The following is a 25,016-nucleotide window of genomic DNA, read 5'->3' on the forward strand; positions in this document are numbered from 1 at the left end:
CCCCGGAGAACCGGCGTATACAAGTTCGCTCGCCTGGCGGACGAGCGAACTATCGCTCCCATTCGATTCTTTTTTCCGTCGGGAGGCGGCCGCGCGACCAGGACGTTTAGGGCAGGCTCGCCATTTCAATCGGCTTGCGGCACGCGGCGAATCCGCCCGCGCAATGCCCCGACTGGAACATCGGGCCCCGCGGCGCGCTCGTGCCCGGCCAAAAGCCGGCCGCGCCCCAGCGGCCGTCGAAGCGGAATGCCCGCCCCGCGAGCGCGCTCTCGGGCACGTCGTCGAGCCGCGAGAGCCCGCCGCCCTCCCACGTCCGCCACGGCCGATCGGCGCACGCGGCGAGATCGTCACACGACGAGGCGGCCGATTCGAACCACGCGAGGTCCGAGCGGTCGGCATACGTCGCGTGGGTCCCGCGCGCGGACAAAACAACGGGATGCTCCCCCTCCTTGCGGAGCCGGGACCATGCGAAATAAGGCCCGGGATTGTTGTCCTCGTGCCGGGCGAGATACGCGCCGAGCGGGCGGCCCGCCTCGTCGAGGCGCACGGTCATGTGCTCCCAGTCGCTCTCGTGCTGGAAAATCAGCGGACCGTCGTTGTACGGGTAATAAAACCAGTATTCGAGGTGAATCCCGCCGCTCGCCCGCGGGTAGACGTCGACGTAGGTCACCCAGTCCTCGGGGCGCTCGCTCCCTTGGCGCACGTCGTCGTCGAACGCCCTGCGCGCGCGGCGCACGCGCGCGGCGCCCTCCACGAAATCGGACCTTTCCATGACCCACGGCACCGACGCCGGGCGCGCGCGATCCTCGCGGTCGAGGAGGACAATGGGAGCGAACGTGCGTGCGAGCTCGGCCTCCCGCTCGTCCGAGAGCCCATCGCCGTCGCGATCACCCGACGCGAGCGGCGCGGGCGGCGTGCCGACGGCGGCGTAGACCGGATCCATCCACGCCTCGCGCAAATCACGCGCGCGCCCGCTGCCGAGCTCGCAGCCGGCGAGAGCGAGAAAGAGGACGGACACGGCCGCGAGCCGGGGATGGCGGCGCGCCCTCCGGGGCGAGAAAACGAGCGGGACGAACGGCATGAGGCGGGCAACCTTTGCACGCACCTCCCCCTCGTCGCAAGACCGGCCTGGACGTTATCGCGAATGGATTGCACGTTTTGATTTCAATGCTCGGGCTGCTCGTCCGGCGGCGCGGACGCTCTCCATAGAAGTGGCACGAGCGCGCCCACCGACACGAAGAAGGCCTCGAGCGCGTGCCCGAGCAGCGCGATGGCGAGGGCCTGGGGCACCGTCGCTCCGAGCACGTCGGCGCTCCACGCGAACGCCCCCTCACTCACGCCCACCTGCGCGGGGACGAACGCGCCCACGGCGAGCGCGACCATGCTCGCCCCCTCGGCCACGAGCGCGCGCGAAACGCCCGTCGCCGCACCCACCGCACGAGCCAGGATTGCATATTGCGCGACCTGGATCGCGCGGCCGAGGAGCATCGCGGCGATCGGCCCGGGCGGCAGGAGGCTCGTCTCGCGGGCCCGCGCCTGCATGGCATGGACATGCGCGCCCGCTCGTCGCGACAACCGCCCGGCGATCGCGCCGAGCCACGGCGCGCGCATCGCCGCCCGGATGCCCGTCCCGGCCGTGATAAGCAGCCCGGCGTGGAGGACGAGCGCCATCGTGATCGGCGAGGCCCCCGAAATCACGTACGCCGCGGCCGCACAAGGCACCGAGAGGATCCCTCCGCTCACGAGGGTCACGGCTTGCCCCGTCGCGGCCGCCGCCGTCGCCGCCGCCGGACCTGCCCACGGCGCGAGCAAGGCCGCCTTCGTGGCCTCGGCCGCCGTCCGGCCGGCGGGCGCGATCGACGAGACGGCCCGCGCCACGAGCGCCGCGCGCACGAGGACCCGAACGGGCAGGCATTTCCCTGCGGCCGGACCATAGGCCGCGTACGTCGCGAGCGCGTCCGTCCCGACGCGCGCCGCTTCGAGCCCCACGACGAGCGGCAGCCACGGCGCCGCGTCGCGCAGAATCTGGCAAAGCGCCTCCGCGCCCACCTGCCGCACGAGCGCGCCCACGATCCCGATTCCGAGAGCCGCGAATGCGAGGCGCACGCCCCAGCGGAGCGCGGAGATCGCCGCCGTCCGCTCCAGCCTTTCGTGTCGCTCCACGTTCCCCCCGCGAAACCAGGCGAGGCGCTCGCGCGGCCTCGTCCTTGGCTCTCGCCACGGACGTGCCAGCGCCGCGCGCCTTCGTCATCGCGGCGAAAGAGGAAATGGTGCGACAAAACGAAAACAGCGCGCAACGTGGAGTTCCGGGAGGCTCCACGCTGCGCGCCCATGGAATTCGATCCGGCGGAGGTATCAGCGGCCCTGGCCGCCCGTCCGTCCGCCCTGCGTGCCCTGCTGCTGGCCGCCTTGCGTGCCCTGCGGCTGGCCGCTCTTCGGACCTGGCTGCTCGCCAATGAGGATCCGATTCGCGAGCAGGTAGACCTGCCCGCCGCTCAGCTCATTGGCCTCCTGGGAGGACAGCGCCCACTGCTGCTGCAAGAGCTGCACGTTCGGCGCCTGCCGGAGCTCGCCCACCAGCGCCACCTGATCCCCCTTCTGCAGCTTGTGCTGGCCCTGCTGCAGCGAGCTCCGGGCCTGGTCGTCCAGGTAGACCGGCACGACCCGCTCGGCGTTCGGGCCAATCCAGAAGACCCGATCGTTCGAGACCCGCTGCACCTGCGCCCCGACGAGGTCGAACTGCCGATTGAAGAGCGTCGGGCGGTCGGGCGTCACGAGCACGATCGTCAAATCACGAATGGGCTCCGGCGCGGCGGGCTGCGCGAGCTGCTGCCCCCCGGGGGGAGGCGTCGCCGGCTGCTGGACCGCCGCCCCTTCGCCGCCCTTCCGCACCTCGGCCCCGGCCTGCCCGCCGCGGTCCCGCTCCTGGCATCCCGCCACGGCGAGCGCCGCGAAGAGGCCGGCCACGCTCACCAAACGAAAAGATCTGCGCATCGCGCTCCTCCCGTCGTTCATTGCAGAGCTCCTCTCGCCCTCGATTTTCCGCCGAGGACGCCGCCCCCATTTCGCTGCAAGTCCCGATCCCGAGGATCTCGCTCCGTTCGCCGACCACGCCCGGCCGGAGGGAGGTCTCTTCCTTGCATTCTCCGCCTCGCACCCGACGCCCCCGAGGAGACCGCATGCCATCCAAAACGCCCAGGCTCGACGATATCCACGGTATTCCTGCGCGCGCGCGCAGGAGAAATCCGCTGAACGTGGGCCCGAGCGAGCGTGTCGTCTCCACGGCGCTCGGCGGTGGCCTCGTCGCCTGGGCCCTTTGGCGTCGGGGCGCGCTCGGCCTCCTCGCGGGCGCGGTCGGCGGCGCGCTCGCCCATCGCGGCGTCCGCGGCCATTGCCCTGCTTATGCGGCCCTCGGCATGAGCTCCCGCAAGACCCCGAACCCCACGTACATGCCCTTGCTCGAGACCGAAACGTTCACGCGCATCGAGCGCAGCGCCACCGTCGCCCGCCCGGCGAACGAGGTCTACTCCTTTTTGCGGGATCCGGCCCACGTCCCCCATTTCGCGCCGCACGTCGAGCGCGTGGAGGACCTCGGCGACGGACGTATCCGGGTATGGACGGCGGTCCATGGGGAGCGCTCCTCGTGGGAGGCCCATATCGATCTCGACCACGAGGCCCGCGCGATCGTGCTCGGCCACGCGGAGGGTCCGCCGGAGCGGCTCGCCATTCTCCTGGGCAACGCACCCGGCGGTCGAGGGACGGAGATCCGGCTCGTGCTCGAGCTCTCGAAGACGCGCGGCCTCTTGCTCCGCGCCCTCGCCGCCGTGGCGGGCGCGGATCCGGACGCATGGGCCCGCGCCGGCTTGCGCCGCCTCAAGATGCTGCTCGAAGCCGGCGAAATCGCCACGACCGAGGGACAACCCTCCGGGCGATTCATTCCCGTGATGCACGCGGCCTAGCGCCGAGACCCACGGACGATGAAGGAGACATGATCATGCAGGCGCTCTGTTATCAAGGCGTGAACCGCGTCGGGGTCGAGACCGTCCCCGATCCCCAGATCCTCGGCCCGCACGACGCCATCCTGCGCGTCACCATGTCGAGCGTATGCGGCTCGGATCTGCACCTGCTCGATGGATACGTGCCCACGATGCGGCAAGGCGACATCATCGGCCACGAGTTCATCGGCGAGGTCGTCGAGGTCGCGACCGAAGTGAAGAAACTCCGCCCCGGCATGCGTGTCGTCGTCGACTCGATCATCGGCTGCGGCCATTGCTTCTTCTGCCAGACCGAGCAATACTCGCTCTGCGACAACACGAACCCGAAGCCCGAGCTCCTCGACAAACTCTACGGCTACTCGACCGCGGGCATCTATGGCTATTCGCACGCCTTCGGCGGCTTCGCGGGCAGCCACGCGACCTACGTACGCGTGCCGTTCGCCGACACGAATGCATTCGAGGTGCCCGAGGGCCTGCCTGACGAGCGCGTCCTCTTCGCCTCGGACGCCCTGCCCACGGGGTACATGGGCGCCGACCTCTGCAACATCCAGCGCGGCGACGTCGTGGCGGTATGGGGCTGCGGCGGCGTCGGGCAAATGGCCATCCTCAGCGCTTTTTTGCTCGGCGCCGAGCGCGTCATCGCGATCGACCGCTTCCCCGAACGACTCGCCATGGCTCGGGACCGGGCGGGTGCGGAGATCCTCGATTACGAGCAGGTCGACGTGCGCGAGGCGCTCCGCGAAATGACCGGCGGCCGCGGCCCCGACGCGTGCATCGATTGCGTCGGCATGGAGGCGCACGGGACGGGGATTGACTACGCGTACGATCGGGTCAAGCAGGCCGTTCGCCTGGAGACCGACCGGCCGACCGTCCTGCGCCAGGCCATCCTCGCGTGCCGCAAGGGCGGCACCGTCTCGATCATGGGCGTCTACGGCGGATTCGTGGACAAATTCCCCATGGGCGCCGCGATGAACAAGGGGCTCACGCTGAAGATGGGCCAGCAGCACGGCCAGCGGTACATCCCGCGCCTGCTCGAGCACATCCGGAAAGGCGAGATCGACCCGAGTTATCTCCTCACGCACCGCGCCCGCCTCGCGGACGGGCAAGCGGCGTACGACACGTTCAAGGAGAAACGGGACGGTTGCATGCGCGTCGTCTTCACACCGGAAGCGTGAGCGCGCACCGGGATCAGATATCGTTCGCGCAAGCGGAGAACTCGTTGCCGCAGCCGTTCACGTCGGTCGCGCAAGTGAGGCACGACATCGCGGGCGCGGCGCCGACGCAGAGGTTCGCGCTGCAGGAGACGGCGCAGGTCTCGGCGCAGAGGCAACCAAAGAGTTCCTTGTACAACTCCGCGGAATTGGGGCAAAGGACGAGGGAGGGATCCGAGGTGTACTCGGCGCAGCCCACGCAACTTCCATTGCAGACCGCAGGGTCGTCCACGGCGCCGTTGCAATCCTCGTCGAGGCCATTGCCACAGACCTCGGTGGACGGCAGCGTCTCGCCCTGGCACGCCCCGAACGTGCCGCTCGCCGAGCAGATACGAATGCCGCTTTGGCAAACCCCCACACCGATCACGCCCGCGGGACCCGAATAACAGGACTCCACCTCGCCGGACGTGCACGTCGAGGGCCCCGAGCTCGACGTACTCCCGCCGCCGACGCCGCTGCCCCCGCCCTCGCCGGGTGTATCCACGACGACCTTCGCCCCACAGGCCGATCCGGCGAAGCACAACAAAAAGATGACGCTCACCCCAAAGACCGTTCGCATGGATCGCATGTCTAAGCCGCTGCCCCTGTGCCTGTCATCCGTTTTCCATCATCCAGAACAACGCGTCGCGTCAAGTCGGTGATTGCATCCTCGCAAGGGCCTCGGGGGCCCCTTTCCCCGTTGCAACGGCGCCCGCGCGAAGGTCGATGCCACAACTCCATGAAAGGATTCGATTCATCACGGGCGAAAGGGGCTGGATCGGTCGTTGCAAAGGGGATCGCGGAGTCGGTCGAACCGGGGAGGCGCGTCATGAGCACATCGTCGTCATTCGAGGAGCGGTTCGGGCCGCACCGCTTGCGTTTCGAGGCCCCAAACCAGATCTGCACCGTGCTCGATGGCCCCCTCTCCATCGACGAGGCCCAGGGGATCATCGACCGGATCTACGAGATCGGCCGGAAGCACGGCCCGCTGCTCTCGATGCTCGACGTCGCGCGGTACAAGACCTCGGGGGAGCGCGTGCGGCAGGTCTTCTTGCGGGGCTCCACCGAGCGCATTCCGGTCGTCGCGGGCGCCATTTTTGGCGCGTCGTTCCCGACTCGCATTGCAATGTCGATGGTCCTCACCGCCGGCGCCCACATCCTGCCGAGCCGCTTCTCCTTCCCCGTGACGTTCGTCGCGACCGAGGCGGAGGCCCGCGCGTGGCTCGCCTCCCACCGCCCGGCGGACTCCGAGCGCACCGGCCCCGGCGAGCTCCTGCCCACCGGAACCTGAAACGGCCCCATGTGCGCACCTGTTCGTCAGGGCGCGGGCGGCAACGCCTCGAATTCGATCCCCGCGCGGCGCGGCTTCCCGAGCGCTCGACCGGCCTCGGCGGCGTCGTTCGTCAGCACGACGGCGAGCTGCGTCGCATTCGCGAGCTGGATTCCTCGCTCGTCAAACACCTCCTTGATGAACTTGCGCAGGATCCGCGGCATGGGATCCGGATCCCCGGGCGTGAGCTTGACGGCGACACGAACCACGATGCCATTCTGCGCGATCTGCGTCACGCCACGGACGACCAGCTTGTCGAGGACGCGATCGGGGTGCGCCTCCCCGAGGCGCCTCCCAGCTTCCACCAGCGCTTCGAATACCTGGTTCAGGTTCGCCTGGAGCTCCACGACCACGTCCACGACCGCATGCACGTACTCGCGTGAAAAATTGATGATCGTGCCGATGTCGCCATTCCGGAACGTGAACATCCGGCCGAAGCCGTCGCGGATCATCGTGACCCGGAGCTGGACCGAGTCGATCGTCCCTTCGCAGTCCCCGATGCGCACGTAATCGCCCTTGAGCAAGTGCCCCTCGAACAGGATGAAGAAGCCGCTCACCATGTCGTTGACGAGCTTCTGCGCGCCGAGCCCCACCGCCAGCCCCACGATGCCCGCGCCGGCCAGGAACGGCTTCGTGTCGATGCCGAGCTGATCCATCATGATCAGCGCCGAGCCGAAATAAATGACGTACGTGACGATGCTCTGGAGCAGATAGACCAGCGTCACGCGGTGCTTCGAGGTCTCGTCCTCCGCGCTCTTCTCGCCTGCGAACGCCTCGACCAGGACCACACGCGCGAGCTCGACGAAGACGCGGGCCGCGAAGAAGGTCCCGAGGAGCCGGATGATGCGCGGACCATAAGGCGCGAAGGCCTCGAGCGTCTGGAACTGCCGCACGATGAGCGTCGCCGCCGCGAGGTGGATGATGGCCTCCAGGGTACGCTTGGCGAGCGGCAGCAGCTTGCGGATGCCGGCGTAGTAGACGTGCAGCGCCGATTTCTCGAGGCGGGCCGCGCCCACGTTGTCGATCCCTTCGAGGCTCAGGACGCCGATCCCCGCGAGCGTCCGCGCCGCGCACACCACGAGGAGCACGTAGAGAATCGTGTCGAGCAGCCAGTGGACGCTCCACGGTAGCCCCAGCGATTCGCTGCCGAGGCGGTGCAGGCCGTAGAGGAACGCGACGCTCCCCAGGCTCGTGGCCCGCTGCCGCAGAACCGGGATCTCCTCTTTCTGCCCCTCGAGCGCCGCGACGGAGAGCAGCTTCGCTTGGATGCGATCGACCAGCGACTTGAAGAAGATGCGCAGCGCGAGCCAGCCGACCGCGACCGCGACCACGATCGTCGCGCCGTGGAGGAGGTCCTGGCCCGTGCGGACGCTCGCGTACGCGACGAACCGGTTCGCCCACGGATGAAGATCGATGTCCCGAATGATGGCAATGGCGAGCGTCGCGCAGCCTCCCACCACGACGAGCAGCGCAAGGACCGTCGCCACGAGGCGCAGCGACTTCTGGACCTGCTCGGCAGCGCTCTCGACGGACTTCGAGCGAACCGACTGCGTCGCCTGTCGCACGACCCACCGCAAGAAGATGGTCAGCGCGAGCGGCGCGAGAAGCAAGATGGCGGTGGCCGCAGCGGTCAGCGCTACGTTGTTCAGGACTGGATCGGGAAAAAACCGGGGCAAGGGCATGTTGTCATCATCACTCTACACCAGAGCCCTGAAAAAATGGCGCTCCCCGGGAGAGAGCGCGTCCGGACATCCTTGCCCCCCCGCCCGGGCGTGGAAAGATGCCCCGCATGACCCTACGTCACGTCCTGCTCCTTCCGCTCCTCCTCCTCGCCTGCAACAAGGAAGCCCCTGCCCCGGCGCCGGAGGCGAAGGCCCCGGAAGGAAAAACCTCCGCGGCGGCGGCGGCAGCCTCGGACAAACCGGCCGCGGGCGCCGAGATCGGCAAGCCCGCCCCCGATTTCACGCTCACCGACTACGAGGGCAAGACGCACCACCTCGCCGACTACCGCGGCAAGATCGTGGTCCTCGAGTGGTTCAACCCCGAGTGCCCGTTCGTCAAGGCCTCCCACACGAAGGGATCGCTCAAGGGGTATTCGAAGCGCGCCGTCGAGAAGGGCGTCGTCTGGCTGGGGATCAACTCGGGCGCGCCCGGCAAGCAGGGCCACGGAGCGGAGCGCGTCGCCGAGGGGCGAAAGGCGTTTGGCATGGAAAACCCCGTGCTCGCCGACGAGACGGGCAAGGTCGGGCATCTGTATGGCGCGACGAACACCCCCCACATGTTCGTGATCGACGCGCAGGGCACGCTCGTCTACCGCGGCGCCATCGACAACTCGCCCGACGGCGAGGGCGAGTCGCCGAAGGATGGCAAGCTCGTGAACCACGTCGACGCGGCCCTCGAAGACCTCGCCGCCGGCAAGCCCGTGCGCACGCCCGACACCCGCGCCTACGGCTGCAGCGTCAAGTACGGCTCCTGAAATCCCTCCGGCGCCGTACGAATCCCGACCGCTCGCCGTCCATTGTCCGGACCGCTCGACCTCAGGTAGTCTCGGCGCATGTCGAAGTCCACGCCGCCGGACGGGCCTTCCCCTTCGGTCCTCGACGAAGCCCTCACCGTGCCGCGCGCGCAGCCGGCGGCCGCGGCGGACGGCGAGCCGAGCGCCCTTCTGATCTCGAGCTCGGCGCTTTCGGAGCGGGGGCCCGGCTCGCTGCTCCAGGACGAGCTCGCGTCGCTCGTGGGCAAGCTCATCTCGGATCGGTACGTCGTGCACGAGCTCATCGGGCACGGCGGCATGGGGGCGGTCTACCGCGGCGAGCAGGTCCACCTGCGCAAGCGCGTGGCGATCAAGGTCCTCCGGCCGGACATGGCCCGCATGGTCGAGCTCTCGGTGCGGTTCGAGCGCGAGGCCATCGCGGGTGCGCACGTGAGCCACCCGAACGTCGTCGCCGCCACGGATTTCGGCAAGCTCGACGACGGCTCGCAGTTCCTGATCCTGGAGTTCGTCGAAGGGACGGCGCTGAAAGACCTCATCGACGAGGGGCCGCTCGCCCTCGATCGCGCCCTCTCCATCAGCCGGCAGCTCGCCATGGCCCTCGGGGCCGTGCACGAAAAGAGCATCGTGCACCGCGACGTGAAGCCGCAGAACATCCTCGTCGATAACCGAGGGACCGTAAAACTCCTCGACTTTGGCCTCGCCAAGGTGCGCGTCGAGCTGCTCTCGGACCAGGGGCGGAACGCGAAGCCGAGCCCGGCCCTGACGGGCGTGGGCATGGTCATGGGGACGTTCGCGTACATGGCGCCCGAGGCGGCGCGCGGCATGGAAGGCGTCGACGCGCGCTCGGATCTGTATGCGCTCGGCGTCGTGATGTACGAGATGCTCACGGGCAAACGCCCCTTCGAGGAGAGCGATCCGGGGCTCCACCTGAAGAAGATCCGCAGCGAGGATCCGCCGCCGATGCGGGCGCGCGCGCCGGAGATCCAGGTGCCACCGCGGATCGAGGCCGTCGTGATGCGCCTCCTCGCGCGGCAGCCGGATCAAAGGTTCGCCTCGGCGAACGAGGTGCTCGCGGCGCTCGACGAGGCGGCCGCGGCGCCCGCGAAGGCCCCGGACAAGACGCTCGGGAGCGCGCTCGACGAGGCGCCGGAGAAGGCCCCCGAGGCCCCGCCCGCGAAGGCGGCCGCCTCGCCTGCGACGAAGCTCCCGAAGCGCTCGCTCATTCTGATCGCCTCGGGCCTCTCGGCGCTCGCGGTGCTCCTGCTCGTCGTGGTCCTCCTCCGCGGGGGATCGTCCGAGCCCAAAGAAACCCCCACGGCGAGCGCCGAGCCGACGTCGACGAGCGCGGCAGCCCCGGCGAGCGCGCCGACCGACATCGAAGGCGCGGACGCCACGGAATGGGCCGAGCGCCTCCGGCGGGCAGCCTCCCGCAAGGAATGGCGGCCGGGGGCCAAGGCTTTTCTCGCGCTCGCGAAGCTCGATCCTTCGCGCCTCACCGGCAGCGAGCTCCGCGGCGACGTCGGCGCGGTCGTCGCCGGCATTGGCTTCGAGACGAGCTTCACCGAGTCGGATCAGGTCTTCGACGCGCTCGAAAATGAGCTCGGCAGCGGCGGCCTCGACGTCCTCTTCCACGTGGTGCGCACCCGCGGCGGCACGAAGGCGAGCCGCCGCGCCCAGGACATCCTCGGAAAGCCGGGCATCCTGGACCGCGCCACGCCCGCGTTGCGCGTCGCGTACGAGCTGCGCAAGGCCGCTTGTCCCGACAAGCGCGCGCTCTTCGCCCGCGCGGTCGAGGAGGGCGACGGACTCGCCCTCGACGAGCTCTTGATCGTGAAGGACGCCCCCTGCTCGACCAAGCGGGATCCGTGTTGTTATCGTGAGGACACGGAGCTCAAGGACGCGATCAGCAAGCTCCGGGCGAAGCTCGGCGGCTGATTCCGCGGCTCAGGCGGTCTCCATCCGCGACGCGAGCTCGAGCCCGAGTTCGCCCACGGCCACCTCGCGCATCCGGAACTTTTGCACCTTCCCCGTCACGGTCATGGGGAATTCGTCCACGATCTTCCAGTACCGGGGAATTTTGAAGGTCGCGATCTTCCCTTTGCAAAACTCGACGAGCTCGGCCTCGCTCACCGTGTCGCCCGGCTTCGGCCGGATCCAGGCCATGATCTCCTCGCCGTATTTCGCGCTCGGTACGCCAATCACCTGTGCCTCGCTCACGCGCGGGTGGAGGTGCAAATACTCCTCGATCTCGCGTGGATACACGTTCTCTCCGCCGCGAATGATCATGTCCTTGATGCGGCCGACGATGTTCACGTATCCCGCCGCGTCGATCGTCGCGAGATCCCCGGTATGCATCCAGCGGCCCGCGTCGATCGACACGCGCGTGGCCTCCTCGTCGCCCCAGTAGCCGAGCATCACGCTGTAGCCGCGCGTGCAGAGCTCGCCGGCGACCCCGCGCGGCAGCACCGTGCCCGTCTTCGGGTCGACGATCTTGACCTCCACGTGCGGGTGCACGCGGCCCACGGTGCCGACGCGTTTGTCCTCGGGATCGTCCATCGCGCTTTGCGTGGAGACGGGCGAGGTCTCGGTCATCCCGTAACAGATCGTCACCTCGCGCATGTGCATCTGCGAGACCACGCGCCGCATGACCTCCACCGGACACGGCGAGCCCGCCATGATCCCGGTGCGGAGCGAGCGCAGGTCGAACTCCTTGAACCGCGGATGATCGAGCTCCGCGATGAACATCGTCGGCACGCCGTAGAGCGACGTGCACTTCTCGGCCTCGACCGCTTCCAGCACGGCGAGCGGATCGAACGCCTCGCCCGGGATCACCATCGTCGACCCGTGCGACGTACACGCGAGGTTTCCCATCACCATGCCGAAGCAATGGTAAAACGGCACGGGAATGCAGACCCGATCGTCCGGGCCGTAGCCGAGGGCCTCGCCCACGAAAAACCCGTTGTTCAGCACGTTGTGGTGCGAGAGCGTCGCGCCCTTGGGAAACCCTGTCGTGCCCGAGGTGTACTGGATGTTGATCGGATCGTCGAACGAGAGCTCCGCCTCGCGCTCGGCGAGCGCGTCGTCGCTCACGTGCCCGCCCGCCTCGACGATCATCTTCCAATCGTCGTCGAGGATCAGGACGAGCCGGAGCTCGGCAAGGCGCGGGCGGACCTCGGCGATCATCTCCACGTAACTCGTGGTCCGGAACCTGCGCGCCGCGAACAGCACCGACACGCCCGATTTCCGCAATGCGTATTCGAGCTCCGCCGTCTTGTACGCGGGATTCACGTTCACGAGAATGGCGCCGACGCGCGCCGCGGCGTACTGGAGCACGACCCATTCGAACCGGTTCGGCGACCAGAGCCCCACGCGATCGCCCCGCTTCACGCCGAACGCGACGAGGCCCCGCGCGACCCGCGTCGTCGCCTCCCACAGCTCGGCGTACGTCCACCGCACGCCCTGCGCGCGGACGACGAGGGCCTCCCGATCCGGGTACCGCGACGCCGTGCGGCGCAGGTTTTCCCCAATGGTCTCGCCGAGCAGCGGCGTCGCGCTCGTGCCGTGCGTGTACGAGAGAGCGGCGGTCATGACGCGGCATGGTGCCACGAGACAGGCGCGCCCGGGAGATGAATCGCGCGCACCAAACGTGCGTCCCGGGCGTACCGTGACGGTGCCCGGGATGCTCGGCGGTTGACGAGACGCGTGGGGCCGCGGATGATGGGTCGGGGCACCATGGCAGGACGCATCGCAGGCAAAGTGGCGCTCGTGACGGGCGCGGGGTCGGGCATCGGGCAGGCGACGGCGGAGCTCTTCGCGGAGGAGGGCGCGCGGGTGGTCGTCACCGATATCGACGTCGCGGCGGCGGAGGCGGCGGCCACGCGCATCGCGACGCGCGGCGGCCAGGCGCTCGCGCTGGAGCTCGACGCGACGGACGAGGCGGACTGGGAGTCGGTCATGGACCGCGTGCTCGCGGGCTGGGGCAGGATCGACATCCTGGTGAACAACGCGGGCGTCGCGTCGAGCGGCACGCTCGCCGACAGCACGCTCGCCGATTTCCGGCGCGTCGTCGCGGTGAACCTCGACAGCGTTTTTCTCGGCACGCAGCGGGGGATCCGCGTGATGCGCGGCGGAGGCGGTGGCAGCATCGTCAATGTGGCGAGCGCCTCGGGCAAGAAGGCGAGCGCGGGCGCAGGCGCGTATTGCGCGAGCAAGGCCGCCGTGGTGATGCTGACGAAGGTGGCGGCGCTCGAAGGCGCGCCGCACCGGATCCGGGTGAACGCCGTGCTGCCCGCGGGCGTGGAGACGCCGATGTGGGAGAAGCAGCCGTTTTTCCAGGCGCTCGTGAAGGAGCTCGGCGACGTGCGGGACGCCTACGCGGCGCTCGCGAAGACCTCGCCGTTCGAGCGCTTCGCGACGCCGCGGGAGGTCGCGGCGGCCATTTTGATGTGCGCTTCGGACGAGAGCTCGTACGTGACGGGCGCCGAGATCGTGGTCGACGGCGGGTACACGGCCTGAGCGCCCGGCGCCGGATTCAAGGCGTGTTCAGGATGCGAAGCACACGCACCTTGAGCCCCTTTTCGTCTTCGAGCCGCACGCCCACGGCCACGTCGGCCCCGAATGCGCGGATGTCGAGCAGCCGCACGTCCGTCCACAGGTCGGAGAACAGATCGTAGGCCGCCGGCGCGTCGATCGGGAGCGTGAGCAAGGGATCCACGGCAAGGTTTCCGGGCTCGTACCGCGCGATCACGAGATCGTTCGTGGTCTTCACGTCCTCGGCCACGCCGCTGCAGATGCACATGAATTCGCTGTCGAAGCATTGCTTCTGGTAGACGCGCATGTAATCGAGGTGGCTCACGATCCAGGCGAGCCAGACCTTGCCGTCCGCGGTCCGCGTGATCGCGAAGGCGCCGTTCTCGATGCCTGTCGTGGTCTCGTGGCAGGGAGCCGGGCATGTCCCGTTCTGCGAATCGTACTCGGTGGTGGCGGGACAAACGTACGGCGGGACGTTCGTGTCGGGGATCTCGATCTCGTCGGATGCCTGGCCCTCCGGCCACACCACGTGCAGGCCGACGTCGTGCTGGAGGACGGCGACGAACGGCTCGATGCCCGCGCCGAGCGCGCTCGCCGGGGCCTGGGTCACGCGGTATTTTGTGATCACCGAGGGCACGGAGACGCCGGTCAGGACCTCCGGCGGATCGCCGTACGCGAGATCGTAAAAGGAGCCATTGGGGATGAACCCGAGCGAGACCGGCGCGCCCGAGGCGTCGATCGTGAATCGACTCCCCTCGCCGACGGTCTTCACGGCCGACGACGAGAAGCTCCCGTCCACCGTGCGCTTGGCGACCGAAACGCCGCTCGGCGGCTCGCTCGCGTACCACACGTGCGCGACGCCCGCCGGATCAATCTCGAAATCGTGGACGGGCACGTACCGGTCGTCCCTGTCGGCGACCGCCTCTTTCACGAACCCGCTCCCCTCCGGGCGCACGAGCACGAGGCCGTTCGGGTATCCGACCGGCGAGGTGCTGCCGTCGATCGTCGTCTCGTCGCCGACGGCGTAGACCTCGCCGGTCGGCCCCTGCGCGAGCACCATCGCGGTCGCGTCGAGCCGCATCGGAAATGCGTCGAACCGGCTGCCGCCTATGGGCGTGATCTCGAAGAGATAGGTCCCGTCGTGGCTCGACGTGCCGAGGAACGTCCCCGTGGGCCCCGGCGCGACGCGCACCCCGGCCGCGCCGAATTCGCGTTCGGTGCAGCGCACCTCCACGTCGGCCGTGATGGGGCAGCTCCCGCCGGGGCATCCCACGTCGTGCGAGGCCACCTCGAACGAGCACGTGATGGGATCACCGCCCGATCCGCCGCCACCGCCGGCCCCTCCCCCACCCGCGCCCGGCAGCTCGTCGGACCCGCCGCAGCCCGCCGCGACGTGCACGATCCCGACGAACATAGCCCCGACAAACGATCCGCGGAATGCCCTCATGACGCCTCCACCTCGCGCAAAAAGGAAGGCGAAGACACCATCAGAATGGCAGCCGCCTGTCAAGCCCTGTCGGGGCTCAACGCTGGTGGAGGACCTCGAACAGCATTTCGAGCATGCGGTACGTCAATCCCCACACGATTCGTTGCTCGACGGCGAACGCTGGCATATCGAGCACGTTTCCCTCGTGGTTGTACGCATACTTCGATGCGCTCTGGCCACGCGCCATCGGGCCGATTGGCGCCCATACCACCTCGGCCACCTCGGCGCTCAATGTGAACGGCGGCGGATCGGGGTCGTCGAGCGCGAAGACGAACGGCGTGATGTTCATTCCGACGCGCCGCGCCCGGGCCACGGCGGGCAGGTCCGCGAGCCGCGCCAGAAAGCGGCCGTGCTGGGCGAGATCGAGCCCGATCTCTTCCTCCGTCTCGCGCAAGGCCGTGTAATAGAGGCTCGGATCCGCGGGCTCCCGCCGACCGCCCGGGAACGCCATCTGCCCGGACCACGGATCTCCCTGGCGCTCGGAGCGCCGGATCAAAAGGACCTCGGCCTCGTTCCCCTCCCGTGGCGTGCGCAGGATCGCAGCGACGGCCGCTTGTCGCTCCGTCGTGGCGGCCTCGGACACGAGATCGAGAATGGCGAGCCGGGAGGCGATGGCGGCGAGATCATACGAGGTGGACACGGCGTTTCCCCCACAGGGCTAGCGGCGCGCGCGCGAGACGTCAAGGGAAGGGGCTTGACGTGTTGTGTCCCCATCGTGGTATCCGGTCATGATGGGACACAAGCAGCTTTTTTCTCTCCTCGTCCTGGTGGCATTGCCCACGGCCCTCGTCGCTGCCTGCGGATCGGGCGGAGCGGGAGGCGCGGGCTCGGCTTCGGGCACGGGCGGAGCGGGTGGACAGGCCGGCGCGGGCGGCGTGGGCGGGCAGGCCGGCGCGGGCGTGGGCGGCGAATTCGTGGGCTCCGGCGGATCCAGCGGCGCGGGCGGGATGGGCGGCGCGGGCGGCGCGCCGTCGTCGTCCTCCTCGGGTACGGGCGGAAACCCGCTCGACGCGGGGCTCGAGGATTTCTGCATGGGCAATGGCGCGATCCCGATCCCGGGGTCCGGGGAATGCACGGGCGACATCGGCAAAAAGACGTTCCTCTTCGCCGCCTGCTCCTGCACGGGCTTCGACGCGAACAACACCATCCAGACCGACTCGTTCTCCTCGATCGACCCGAACAAACCGCTCGCGGGCGGCTCGATCGGCGTCAATGGCAACTACAGCGCGCAGGCCGCGGCGAGCATCAAGGGCGCGCTGCTCGTGAAGGGCTCGATGAGCACGACGAACCAGCACGACGTCGTACAGGACATGCAATGCGGCGGCAATGCCACGATCTCGCACGTGGCCTCCGCCCAGAGCAACGCGACGATCGGCGGCGTCGTGAACAGCAGCAACAAGGAGCTCACGATCCAGGGCAAGCTCTTCACCCCGATCGCCGACAACACGGCGAAGGTGAACGCGCTCGGCGGCTCCGTCGTCGGCCCGGTCGACATCGAGACGCCCTGCAACTGCGACGATCCCGTCGACGTCGCCGGCATCGTCCAGGCGTTCGGCGGGACGAACGACAACGACGAAAATGGCGTCGACCCGGACGTGCTCGTGTCGACCCCCAGCATGCCCACCGAGATCACCCTGCCCTGCGGCCGGTATTTCCTCACGGGCATCAAGTCCGACAGCACCGTCACCGTGCACCTCACGGGCCGCACGGTGCTCGCGATCGACGGCGACATCGCGGTCGCCGGCAAGCTCACGATGGACCTCACCGACACGGCCGAGCTCGATCTCTTCGTGAAAGGCAATGTGGCTCTGACGAACCAGGCGGCGATCGGCGCGATCACGCGCCCCGCGGCCACGCGTGTCTACATCGGCGGCACGCAGGTGGCGCTCGCCGGCGCATTCGTGCTCGGGGCGAACCTCTACATGCCGAACGCGGCGCTCCAGGCGAGCAACGCGCTCGAGATCTTCGGCGCCGTCTTCGCGAAGAGCATCGCCACGGCCCACCAATTCAAGGTCCATTACGACGAGGCGATCATCACGATCGACGGCTGCCAGCCGCCGGGCAGCGCGTGCACCGATTGCCACGATTGCGTGAACCCGACCCCCGCCTGCGGCCCCGGCGGCCAATGCGGCCCGTGTAGCACGGACAAGGATTGTTGCCCGCCGCTCGTCTGCACCCCGAACGGGACGTGCGTGCTGCCTCCGCCCAAATAAAACGTGTTTCTTATCCCCGCGGCGCCTCGCCGAGAATGGCGAGGTTTCGCGGCGTCGCCTCCGCCGCGAACACCTCCGCGACCCGCGCCGTATACCCACGCTCTTCGAGCGCCGCCGCGCGGTCGAGCACGACCGTGATCTCCAGCGGCCGCGCGAGCATCGCGCGCGGCAACGTCCAGCGTCGAATCCGGTCGAACTCGATCGCCCCTTCCGCCTCGTGCTCCCGGATCTCCGCCGCGGTCGCAGGCGCGAGCCCGCGGAGCGCGAGCGCCCGCGCCGCGAGCTCACCGAGCCCTTCGCGCGCCCGTCGCCGGTTGATGCCGCGCATCTCCTCGCCCGGCGCGATCGCGACGCCCCGCGCCCGCAAGAGCCGCGCGAGCGCGTGCCGGTGTTTCCGCGCCGCAAGCATCTCCGCGAGGCTCGCCTCCACGCCCACGAGCCGCGACGTCAGGTTCGAAAGCCCGAGCGCCTCGCGGGGCAGCACGAGCCCCGCCGCCTGCGCCGCGGCCGAAAGCGGCTCACGCGAAGGTCCGTCGATCTTCTGCAGGCAACACGAAACGAGCGCCACGTCGCACGGTGCCCTCGATGCTTCGAGCACCAACCGATCGCCGAGCGAGCCACACGCGTGCAGCCCCACCGCGAGATCGTCGGGCGAGAACACGATCGAATCCCGAAGCGCGTCGAGCACGACGAACCGCGCGCGCGTACCCCGCCCGAGGATCGAAGCCGCCTCCACGCGCTGCGGCTCACGCTCGATGCCCACCGCATCGCGATCGAACATCGCGGCCGCGAGGCGCGTGAAGTGCCCTCGCCCCGCGCCCACGTCCACGATCCTCCGCGCCCTCCGCGCCATGGGCTCGACCGCGTCGAGCAGCGCTTCGAGCTGCCGCGTCTTGCGCTCCGAGATCGATCGGGGCCGATCGAGCCGCGTCCCCGGCGTCGCCGCGAGCCGCTCGGGCAGCGCCGACACCTCGCGCGCCGCGCGCCCGAGCTCCACGAGCGACGGCGGCGCGCCCGCGAGCATCGGCAAACGCGCCGCGAGCCCCTCGGCCTCGCAACGAGCGAGCTCGTCGTCGGCAAGCGCGCGCAGGAAGGCCGCATAGCCGCGCGCCTCGCAAAAGTCGGGCGGCTCCTTGGAATCCGGCCGCTCGCGCAGGATGTCGAGCGCCGGCACGACGAGCGCGAGCGCCCGCGCGAGGCTCTCCGAGACGAACCGGGACGCCGCTTCCATGTCCGGCGAAGCGAACGACCCCACATGCCTCCTGTCAAGCTGTACGTTTCGTGCCTTCGGGCTTCTACTCGCGCCCCTGCGTGGTGTAGGCTCCCGCCGAGCGCCGCATGGCCACCTGTCCTACTTGCCTTGCCACCTACTCGGGCGACGTCGCCACCTGCCCCAGCGACGGCACGTCTCTCGTCCCGGACGACGCGATCCCGGCCGCAGCGCTCCAGCTCGAGCCCGGCCGGATCGTCGGGGAATACCGCATCGAGCGCAAAATCGGCGAGGGCGGGTTCGGCGCGGTGTACGCCGCGGTCCACCCGGTCATCGGCAAATTCGCGGCGATCAAGGTCCTGAACCCGCAATACTCGCACAACCCGGTGATGGTCTCGCGGTTCGTCGCCGAGGCCCGCGCGGTCAACCAGATCCGCCACCGCGGCATCATCGACATCTTCTCGTTCGGCAAGCTCGACGACGGACGGCAGTATTACATCATGGAGCTGCTCGAGGGCATGACCCTCGAAGCATACCTGCGCGAACGTGGCCGGCTCCGCCCCTCCGAAGCATTGCCCATCCTGCGGCAGATCGCGCGCGCCCTCGACGCGGCGCACGCCGCCGGCATCGCGCACCGCGATCTCAAGCCGGAGAACGTCTACCTGGTCTTCGACGAGGACCGCTCCGTCTTCCCGAAGCTCCTCGATTTCGGCATCGCGAAGCTCCTCGGCGACTCGCAGAGCCACAAGACGCGCACCGGCACGCCCATGGGCACGCCGCTCTACATGTCGCCCGAGCAATGCCGCGGCAAGCAGGTCGATCACCGGACGGACATCTATTCGTTCGGCGTGATGACCCACGCCGTGCTCACGGGCCAGCCGCCGTTCCTGGGCGACGACGTGATGGACGTGCTCATGCAGCAGGTCCAGTCCCCCGCACCGGCCCTGTCGTCGGTTTGTCCGGACCTCGGCACGACCCTCGACGCGCCCGTGCTCCGGATGCTCGCGAAGGATCCGGCCGAACGCCCGGCCTCGGTGACGGCCGCGATCGACGCGGTCGTCGATGCGGCCCGCGCGGCGGGAATCGAGGTGCCCGCCGTCGCCACGCGCTCGAGCGAAAAACTCCCGCGCCTCGACGTGCCGGCGGGCCTCACGCCCGCCGAGCAAGCCGTCTTCGGGCAGGCGACGACGATGATGCAGCCGGACGCGGCGCCGGCGACCACGGGCTCGACCTCGCCCTCGGGGGAGCAGCCGAAGGCCACGCTCAGGTCCACGCCGGACGCCGCGCCGAGCCGCCGCTCCAACGTTCTCTTCGTGGCCCTCGGCGCGGGCCTCTTCGTCGCGGGAATCGGCGTGGCGACGCTTTATGCTTCCCGGGGCGGGCCCGACGCCGTGGCTGCGCACCCTCCGCCTCCGCCTCCCCCGCCGCCCACGCTCCCCGCGCTCCCCCCGGAGAAGCCGAGCGCGCCGGAGCCCACGGTCGTGCCGGATGTGCCGCTCGAAATCGAGCTTCGCGTCCAGGCGACCCCGGAGAACGTCGAAATCCACCTCGGCGAGCGCAAGCTCGGCGTCGCGCCCGGCCCCATCAAGATCCCGCGCGGCGATGCGCCGGTCGAGCTCACCTTCTCGGCGAAGGGCCATCAATCGAAATCGGTCACCGTCGAGCCCAACCACAACCTCCTGATCCCGATCACGCTGGAGAAGGAGAAGGCGACCTCCCAGCCGCGGACGAGCGGGACGGCGAAGACGGTGAAGAATCGTGGGGACCTCGAGTACTAGCTTCCGGCGTCGCGCGGCGCTGATCGGCCTCGCTGCATTCCTTGGGGCTGTGGCGGTCGCGAGCTGCGAGCCCCTCGACAACGTCGACAAGAACGTCTGTGGCAACCGCGTCTTCGAACCCGACACGGGCGAAGATTGTGATGGCAACCCGGAAACCGATCCCGTCGACACCGTCGACACGGTCGACGCGGGGGACGCGGGGGACGCGGGGGACACGAGCACGAAGCGCAAGACCCGCTGCGGCTCGGCCTGCCGCTACGTCTGCAACCTCGCCGACGATCCGACCGTGGCGTGCCCGGCCGAGTTCGGCTGCGGGATTGACGGCACATGCCGCAAGCCCGGCGGGCTCTCCGCCTCTCCGCTCTCGATCGCGGGCGGCGGCGTGCGACGCTTGCTCTCCGGCGATTTCGACGGTGACGGCCGGCAGGACGCCGTGGCGATCGACGACAGCTCGCTCGACATCCTGTTTTTTGAGACGAACGGCCTCATCGACCAATCGCTCAACGTGCCAAACGATCGACGTTTGCCTGGAATCGGCGATATCGACGGGGACGGCACCTCCGATCTCATCCTGAACCTCGGCAACGCGCTCGGCGTCCTGACGGGGCAGGACAACCGCACGCTCCTGCCGAGGAGTTATCCTTCGGGGGACGTGGACCTCGGCACGGTGCGGCTCTTGCCCCTCGGCCGGCTCGATGAAGACAATATGCTGCTCGCGTTCGTCACGAATGCGGGACAAACCACCCTCGAAGCGCGGGTCATCGGGGAAAGCGACGAAGCAGATTCCACGCCTCCCCCCAAGCAGGTCGGCCCCTCGTTCTCGGGGACGCTCGCCGGCGTCGCCTTCGCCCCGGCGAAGACACCCACCGCGTGCCCCCTCATCGCCTTCGCGCTCGCGGCCCCGGCACCTGCGATGTACGTTCTCACGTGCCAGGCTCCGAAAAAGCTCGCCGAGGAGCCGACGTTCATCCCCATTTCGCTCCCCGCAGGCGCCTCCCTGTGGACCGGCGTCTTCTTCGCGGACGCCGACGACGACGGCGACGACGATCTGCTCGTCGGACTCGTGGATTCGACGAAAACCGAGGGCCTGCATCTCTACCGGAACGAGGGCAATGGTACGTTCCTCGCGCCCATGCCCGCGCCGACCTACCTCGAGCCGCTCAGCGTCTTCGATCCCGAGAGCTGCCTCGGGCGTACCCTCGGCGGCCCGCCCCTCGCCGTGGGTGACTTTGATGTCAATGGGGCGCTCGACGTGGTCGATGCTCGTGGGGTCCTCTACAACCCGTTCCAGCCCAGTCCTGATGACACGTACACGCGGGATTGCATGAAAATCCCGGCAGGCGTGAAATGGGGGCGCGCCGTGTTCGGAGACTTCAATGGCGACAAGCTCCCGGATCTCCTCGCGGCGCGCGAAAAGCAGACGCTCCTCGACGTGTGGAGTCGCGTCGAAGGGGGCGAACTCAAGACGTTCACGATTCCGGTGGAGGAGATCGTCGGCGAGTTCGCCGTTGGTGATTTCGACGGCGACTCCGTGGACGACGCCGTCCTCCGGCTCGTGCCGCCCGCCGCGCCGAATGGCCAGATGTCCTCGGGCCCGAGCGAGCTCCTCATGCTCTTCGGCCGCCCGCTGGCCGTGCCCGAGGCCCCTCTCTCCCTCGGCGTCTTCGAGGGCCTCGAGCACATCGCCGCGGGCCGCGTGAAAGGGAAAAATGCCGTCGGTGCCCCCGATCTGCTCGACGATCTCGTGGTCCTCTCCGTGCGCACGTCGGACATGGCGGGCATGCCGGGCATGCCGGGCATGACCTCGCCCACCAAGCATTTCACGATCGTCGAAGGAAACGTCGGTCGAAGGCTTCTCGCGCCGCTCACCATCAAGCCCCCTCCGGGGCAGGGAATGGAACTATCGAACTCCGCCGATGGACCGACCCAGATCGTCGTGTCGCGCTTCGGCGTCGAGGAATGCAAGGCGCCTTCGCCGCCGGACGAGACCGAGGAGGAGGAGACGGTGACCCCGTCGACGATCGTGGCGCGGACGGCCAGCAAGATCTGGCTCGCGGGTTGTTCCTCGGATGGTTCGTCCCTGCCGGTCCTCGAAGGCTTGGATGCGATGAACGGCAGCATGCTGATCGCGCCCGTGAATTACGACCAGCGGTACGACGCGGTGCATGACGCGCTGGCGATCTTCATGGATGCCCCGGGGGAAAGCCAGGGCCTCTGGGTCAACGATTACCGGGCCGGTCAATTCGATCCGCTCCCGAACCCCATCCCCGCCGTGGCTCACAATCTCGTCTTGCCGGACCCCGATCCGTTCAACGTGCCGTCGCTCGTCGTCGACGTCGACGGCAATGGCCAGCGCGACATCGTCGTCCTCGTGCAAAAGCGCGTGCCCCAGGAGAACGGGAATCCGATCACGGTCCGGTCCGCCGTCGCGATCTTCTGGAACGAAGGCTCGGGCAAGGATCCCGTCAACGCGAAAAACATGACCCTCGCCGCCGATCTGTCGGACGATTATTTCGGCCCCGACATGGCGACGAGCAACGCAGACACCGAGGAACTGCGGGGGATCATCGACATCGCATTGCTGAACACCAATGCGACAGCGGACAAGGAGCTCGCGGTGCTCACGCGGGGCGGGCTCTACGTGTTCTCGTTCGACGCGAAGACCCGCAAGTTCATCGTCCCGGTGGTCCTGCCGGACGAAGAACCGCCTTTGCCGTTCTCCCGGATCCGGGGTGGCCAAGCGCTGCTCGCGATCGACGCGAACAGCGACGGCGTCGACGATCTGCTCGTCGCCGAGGGCCAGAAGCTGCTCCTCTTCCTCGGCAAGGAGATCGCCCGATGAAGCGTTTCTTCGCGGCGCTCGTGGCGCTCGCGCTCGCGACCGGGGCGGGGCCTTCGCTCGCGGGCCCTGCGGACGTCGATTCCCCCGAAGCGCGCGCCTACTTCGAGACCGGCGCGCGTGAATACGAGAAGGGCAATTACGCGAACGCCGTCCGCGCCTTCGAGCAGGCTTACGCGCTCACGACGCGCCCCGGCCTCCTCTTCTCCATCGCGCAGGCCTACCGCAAGCAATACGGCAACGATGGCAAGCCGCAGAACCTGCGCCAGGCCGTGGACTATTATCGCCGGTACCTGGCCACGGACACGACGGGCAAGCGCCGCGGCGAGGCCGACGCGGGCATCAAGGACATCGAGGAGATCCTCTCGCGTTTGCCCCCCGAGGTGCAGAGCACGCCCGCGCCCGAGGAGGCGCCCTCGACCCAGATCTCCATCACGACGCAGGTCGAGGACGCGACGATTTCGATCGACGGCGCAGCGCCGCGGCCGCTCGAGGCGATCGACGTCACGCCGGGCAAACACAAGGTCCTGGTGCAGGCGCCCGGATATTTCCCCGAAGAGCGCGAAGTGCCGGCCAAGCAAGGCCAGATGACGGCGCTCGACGTGCCGCTGCGCGAAATGCCGGCGTACGTCTCGATCACGGGCCCGGCTGGCGCCTCGGTCACGGTGGATGGTTTGCCCAAGGGCGCGTTGCCGCTCCAGGCGCCGCTCCAGATCGAGGCGGGCGTCCGGACCCTCCACGTGAGCCTGAACGGCTTCAATACGTTCACCACGGAGCTCGATCTCGGGCGCGGCAAGTCGGAGGACCTGAAGGCCACGCTCGACCGCACGCGACAAAGGATGACCTCGTTCGTCCTCATCGGCGGGGCGGCGACCTGCGTCGCCGGGGGCATCGTCATGGCGTTCCTCGCGGCCGATTCCGGCGAGGAGGCGAAGAAGCTCAACGAGAAGCGCAAAAATGAGACGATCAGCGATACGGAGCTCGACGATTACCTGACGTATCGGGACGGGCAGACGGCGTTTCGCAACGGCGCGACGGCGGCGCTGAACGTGGCCGCCGGCTTTGGGGCCCTCGCGTTCTTGTTGTATTACTTCGACGAACCCCGGCTCACCCCCCCGCGCAAGAAGGACGACAAGAAGCCCCAGAGCCCGGGTCCCTCGCGCCTGCGCGAGATCGCGGTCGTGCCCGCCGTCGGCCCCGGCCTCGTGGGCCTCTCGTTCGGCGCGCGCTTCTGATTCGCCTGCCTACCGCCGTTTCCGCCGCATCACCGCCGCCGCGACGAGCATCCCGATCATCGCGCCCATGCCTCCGAGGCTCCGGGCCGATCCCGGCGCCGCGGCGCACGTTCCGGGCTGGGTCGTGTTTCCGTCTCCGCTGAGGTCGGGCACCGAGCCGGGCGGCTCGCTGCATTGCGAAAGGTCGAGCTTGCAATCGTCCGTGCAGGCGAGCTGCCCTTCCCCCGCGCCTGCCTCGGCGCAATCGTTCACCAGGAAAAGATCCCCGTCGCACGCCTCGCCAGCTTCGAGTTTGCCGCTCCCGCAGACGGGCGGCGGATGCACGTCGGGGTCGCCGGGGTTGTACACGAACCCCTTCGGATCCGCGTCGCCCTTCGTCCAGGCGCAATCCGGGTCGCCGAGCTCCAGCCCGTTCGTCCAGCCGTCCCGATCCGAATCGAGCGGGCAGAGCGCCGCCCAGTTCACGTTTTGCTCTTGCACCGGCACGGCGCCGACGAGATAGAGGCGTGCGTCACTGCCGAAATCCGTGTTGTAGCTGGCCTTCGTGTCGCCGTGGCAGTTCAAGCAGCCGTATTTGGTGCCGTTCGGAATGTCATTCACCCGGAATGGACGTGCGGATGCGGCCGTGGCGAAGACGAACGAGGCGAGACCGAGGAGGAGACCCAAAGATCGCGAAGGGAACGTCATTCGCCGAGCCTAAGGACCACGGGCCCGAG

The 25,016-nt window shown here is 68.8% G+C and carries 20 protein-coding genes; 10 read left to right on the forward strand and 10 right to left on the reverse strand.

Translation table 11 applies throughout. The annotated features are described in order from the left end of the window. Positions 1 to 106 precede the first annotated feature (106 nt). The 3 genes from QHF89_RS41320 to QHF89_RS41330 form a co-directional block, all read right to left on the reverse strand. Positions 107 to 1,018, reverse strand: coding sequence for a hypothetical protein (locus QHF89_RS41320; RefSeq protein ID WP_136931606.1), 912 nt, complete (start codon positions 1,016 to 1,018; stop codon positions 107 to 109). Between the two features lie 146 nt (positions 1,019 to 1,164). Beyond that, complete coding sequence (locus tag QHF89_RS41325; RefSeq protein WP_284721604.1) at positions 1,165 to 2,163, reverse strand: lysylphosphatidylglycerol synthase domain-containing protein; 999 nt, start codon at positions 2,161 to 2,163, stop codon at positions 1,165 to 1,167. 192 nt (positions 2,164 to 2,355) lie between these two features. Beyond that, positions 2,356 to 2,994 carry a hypothetical protein gene (locus tag QHF89_RS41330; protein ID WP_136970424.1) on the reverse strand — a complete coding sequence of 213 codons (639 nt, stop codon included), beginning with the start codon at positions 2,992 to 2,994 and terminating at the stop codon, positions 2,356 to 2,358. A gap of 185 nt (positions 2,995 to 3,179) precedes the next feature. Between QHF89_RS41330 and QHF89_RS41335 the strand changes: the two genes are divergently transcribed. After that, positions 3,180 to 3,959 (forward strand): YgaP-like transmembrane domain, encoded by a 780-nt coding sequence (locus QHF89_RS41335; RefSeq protein WP_136970425.1) that lies wholly within the window; start codon positions 3,180 to 3,182, stop codon positions 3,957 to 3,959. A 35-nt stretch (positions 3,960 to 3,994) separates the two neighbouring features. Then, a complete protein-coding gene (locus tag QHF89_RS41340) occupies positions 3,995 to 5,170 on the forward strand; it encodes an alcohol dehydrogenase catalytic domain-containing protein (RefSeq protein ID WP_136970454.1) in 1,176 nt (391 codons plus the stop codon). A 13-nt stretch (positions 5,171 to 5,183) separates the two neighbouring features. Here the strand turns inward: QHF89_RS41340 and QHF89_RS41345 are convergent, their stop codons facing one another. Further along, positions 5,184 to 5,765, reverse strand: a complete 582-nt coding sequence (locus QHF89_RS41345; protein WP_136970426.1) for a hypothetical protein — start codon at positions 5,763 to 5,765, stop codon at positions 5,184 to 5,186. Between the two features lie 249 nt (positions 5,766 to 6,014). Between QHF89_RS41345 and QHF89_RS41350 the strand changes: the two genes are divergently transcribed. After that, the gene (locus tag QHF89_RS41350; protein ID WP_136970427.1) at positions 6,015 to 6,476 is read left to right on the forward strand and encodes a hypothetical protein; all 462 of its coding nucleotides are present in this window, start codon (positions 6,015 to 6,017) and stop codon (positions 6,474 to 6,476) included. Positions 6,477 to 6,502: 26 nt separating this feature from the next. On the opposite strand, the gene QHF89_RS41355 is transcribed toward QHF89_RS41350, so the two are convergent. Beyond that, positions 6,503 to 8,197 carry a mechanosensitive ion channel family protein gene (locus tag QHF89_RS41355; RefSeq protein ID WP_136970428.1) on the reverse strand — a complete coding sequence of 565 codons (1,695 nt, stop codon included), beginning with the start codon at positions 8,195 to 8,197 and terminating at the stop codon, positions 6,503 to 6,505. Between the two features lie 107 nt (positions 8,198 to 8,304). Between QHF89_RS41355 and QHF89_RS41360 the strand changes: the two genes are divergently transcribed. Both QHF89_RS41360 and QHF89_RS41365 read left to right on the forward strand, forming a co-directional pair. Then, positions 8,305 to 8,991, forward strand: coding sequence for a thioredoxin family protein (locus QHF89_RS41360; protein ID WP_284721606.1), 687 nt, complete (start codon positions 8,305 to 8,307; stop codon positions 8,989 to 8,991). A gap of 78 nt (positions 8,992 to 9,069) precedes the next feature. Continuing rightward, positions 9,070 to 10,944 (forward strand): serine/threonine-protein kinase, encoded by a 1,875-nt coding sequence (locus tag QHF89_RS41365; protein WP_136970430.1) that lies wholly within the window; start codon positions 9,070 to 9,072, stop codon positions 10,942 to 10,944. 9 nt (positions 10,945 to 10,953) lie between these two features. Here the strand turns inward: QHF89_RS41365 and QHF89_RS41370 are convergent, their stop codons facing one another. Continuing rightward, on the reverse strand, positions 10,954 to 12,597 hold the full coding sequence (locus tag QHF89_RS41370) for an AMP-binding protein (protein WP_136970431.1): 1,644 nt from the start codon (positions 12,595 to 12,597) through the stop codon (positions 10,954 to 10,956). A 144-nt stretch (positions 12,598 to 12,741) separates the two neighbouring features. Between QHF89_RS41370 and QHF89_RS41375 the strand changes: the two genes are divergently transcribed. After that, positions 12,742 to 13,524 carry an SDR family NAD(P)-dependent oxidoreductase gene (locus QHF89_RS41375; protein WP_136970432.1) on the forward strand — a complete coding sequence of 261 codons (783 nt, stop codon included), beginning with the start codon at positions 12,742 to 12,744 and terminating at the stop codon, positions 13,522 to 13,524. Between the two features lie 16 nt (positions 13,525 to 13,540). Here the strand turns inward: QHF89_RS41375 and QHF89_RS41380 are convergent, their stop codons facing one another. Both QHF89_RS41380 and QHF89_RS41385 read right to left on the reverse strand, forming a co-directional pair. Then, on the reverse strand, positions 13,541 to 14,986 hold the full coding sequence (locus QHF89_RS41380) for a hypothetical protein (RefSeq protein WP_136970433.1): 1,446 nt from the start codon (positions 14,984 to 14,986) through the stop codon (positions 13,541 to 13,543). 76 nt (positions 14,987 to 15,062) lie between these two features. Further along, positions 15,063 to 15,665 (reverse strand): NUDIX hydrolase, encoded by a 603-nt coding sequence (locus tag QHF89_RS41385; RefSeq protein ID WP_136970434.1) that lies wholly within the window; start codon positions 15,663 to 15,665, stop codon positions 15,063 to 15,065. Positions 15,666 to 15,753: 88 nt separating this feature from the next. Here QHF89_RS41385 and QHF89_RS41390 point away from each other — a divergent pair, with 88 nt between their 5' ends. Next, entirely contained in the window at positions 15,754 to 17,238 is a 1,485-nt protein-coding gene (locus QHF89_RS41390) for a DUF7305 domain-containing protein (RefSeq protein ID WP_284721607.1), read from the forward strand. Positions 17,239 to 17,248: 10 nt separating this feature from the next. Here the strand turns inward: QHF89_RS41390 and QHF89_RS41395 are convergent, their stop codons facing one another. Further along, positions 17,249 to 18,469, reverse strand: a complete 1,221-nt coding sequence (locus tag QHF89_RS41395) for a methyltransferase (protein ID WP_136970435.1) — start codon at positions 18,467 to 18,469, stop codon at positions 17,249 to 17,251. Positions 18,470 to 18,576: 107 nt separating this feature from the next. On the opposite strand from QHF89_RS41395, the gene QHF89_RS41400 reads away from it, so the two are divergent. Genes QHF89_RS41400 through QHF89_RS41410 form a run of 3 tightly spaced genes read left to right on the forward strand, consistent with a single transcriptional unit; the run spans position 18,577 to position 24,300 of the window. Further along, positions 18,577 to 20,226 (forward strand): serine/threonine-protein kinase, encoded by a 1,650-nt coding sequence (locus QHF89_RS41400; protein WP_136970436.1) that lies wholly within the window; start codon positions 18,577 to 18,579, stop codon positions 20,224 to 20,226. Continuing rightward, on the forward strand, positions 20,207 to 23,068 hold the full coding sequence (locus QHF89_RS41405; protein WP_284721608.1) for an FG-GAP repeat domain-containing protein: 2,862 nt from the start codon (positions 20,207 to 20,209) through the stop codon (positions 23,066 to 23,068). Before QHF89_RS41400 ends, QHF89_RS41405 begins: the two co-directional genes overlap by 20 nt. Beyond that, complete coding sequence (locus QHF89_RS41410) at positions 23,065 to 24,300, forward strand: PEGA domain-containing protein (protein WP_136970438.1); 1,236 nt, start codon at positions 23,065 to 23,067, stop codon at positions 24,298 to 24,300. Before QHF89_RS41405 ends, QHF89_RS41410 begins: the two co-directional genes overlap by 4 nt. Before the next feature lie 9 nt (positions 24,301 to 24,309). Here QHF89_RS41410 and QHF89_RS41415 read toward each other — a convergent pair whose 3' ends face one another. After that, positions 24,310 to 24,987: a hypothetical protein gene (locus QHF89_RS41415; RefSeq protein WP_136970439.1), complete on the reverse strand. Its 678-nt coding sequence runs from the start codon at positions 24,985 to 24,987 to the stop codon at positions 24,310 to 24,312. Positions 24,988 to 25,016: the final 29 nt, after the last annotated feature.

Source organism: Polyangium sorediatum, from assembly GCF_029946465.1.
Classification (GTDB): domain Bacteria; phylum Myxococcota_A; class Polyangia; order Polyangiales; family Polyangiaceae; genus Polyangium; species Polyangium fumosum.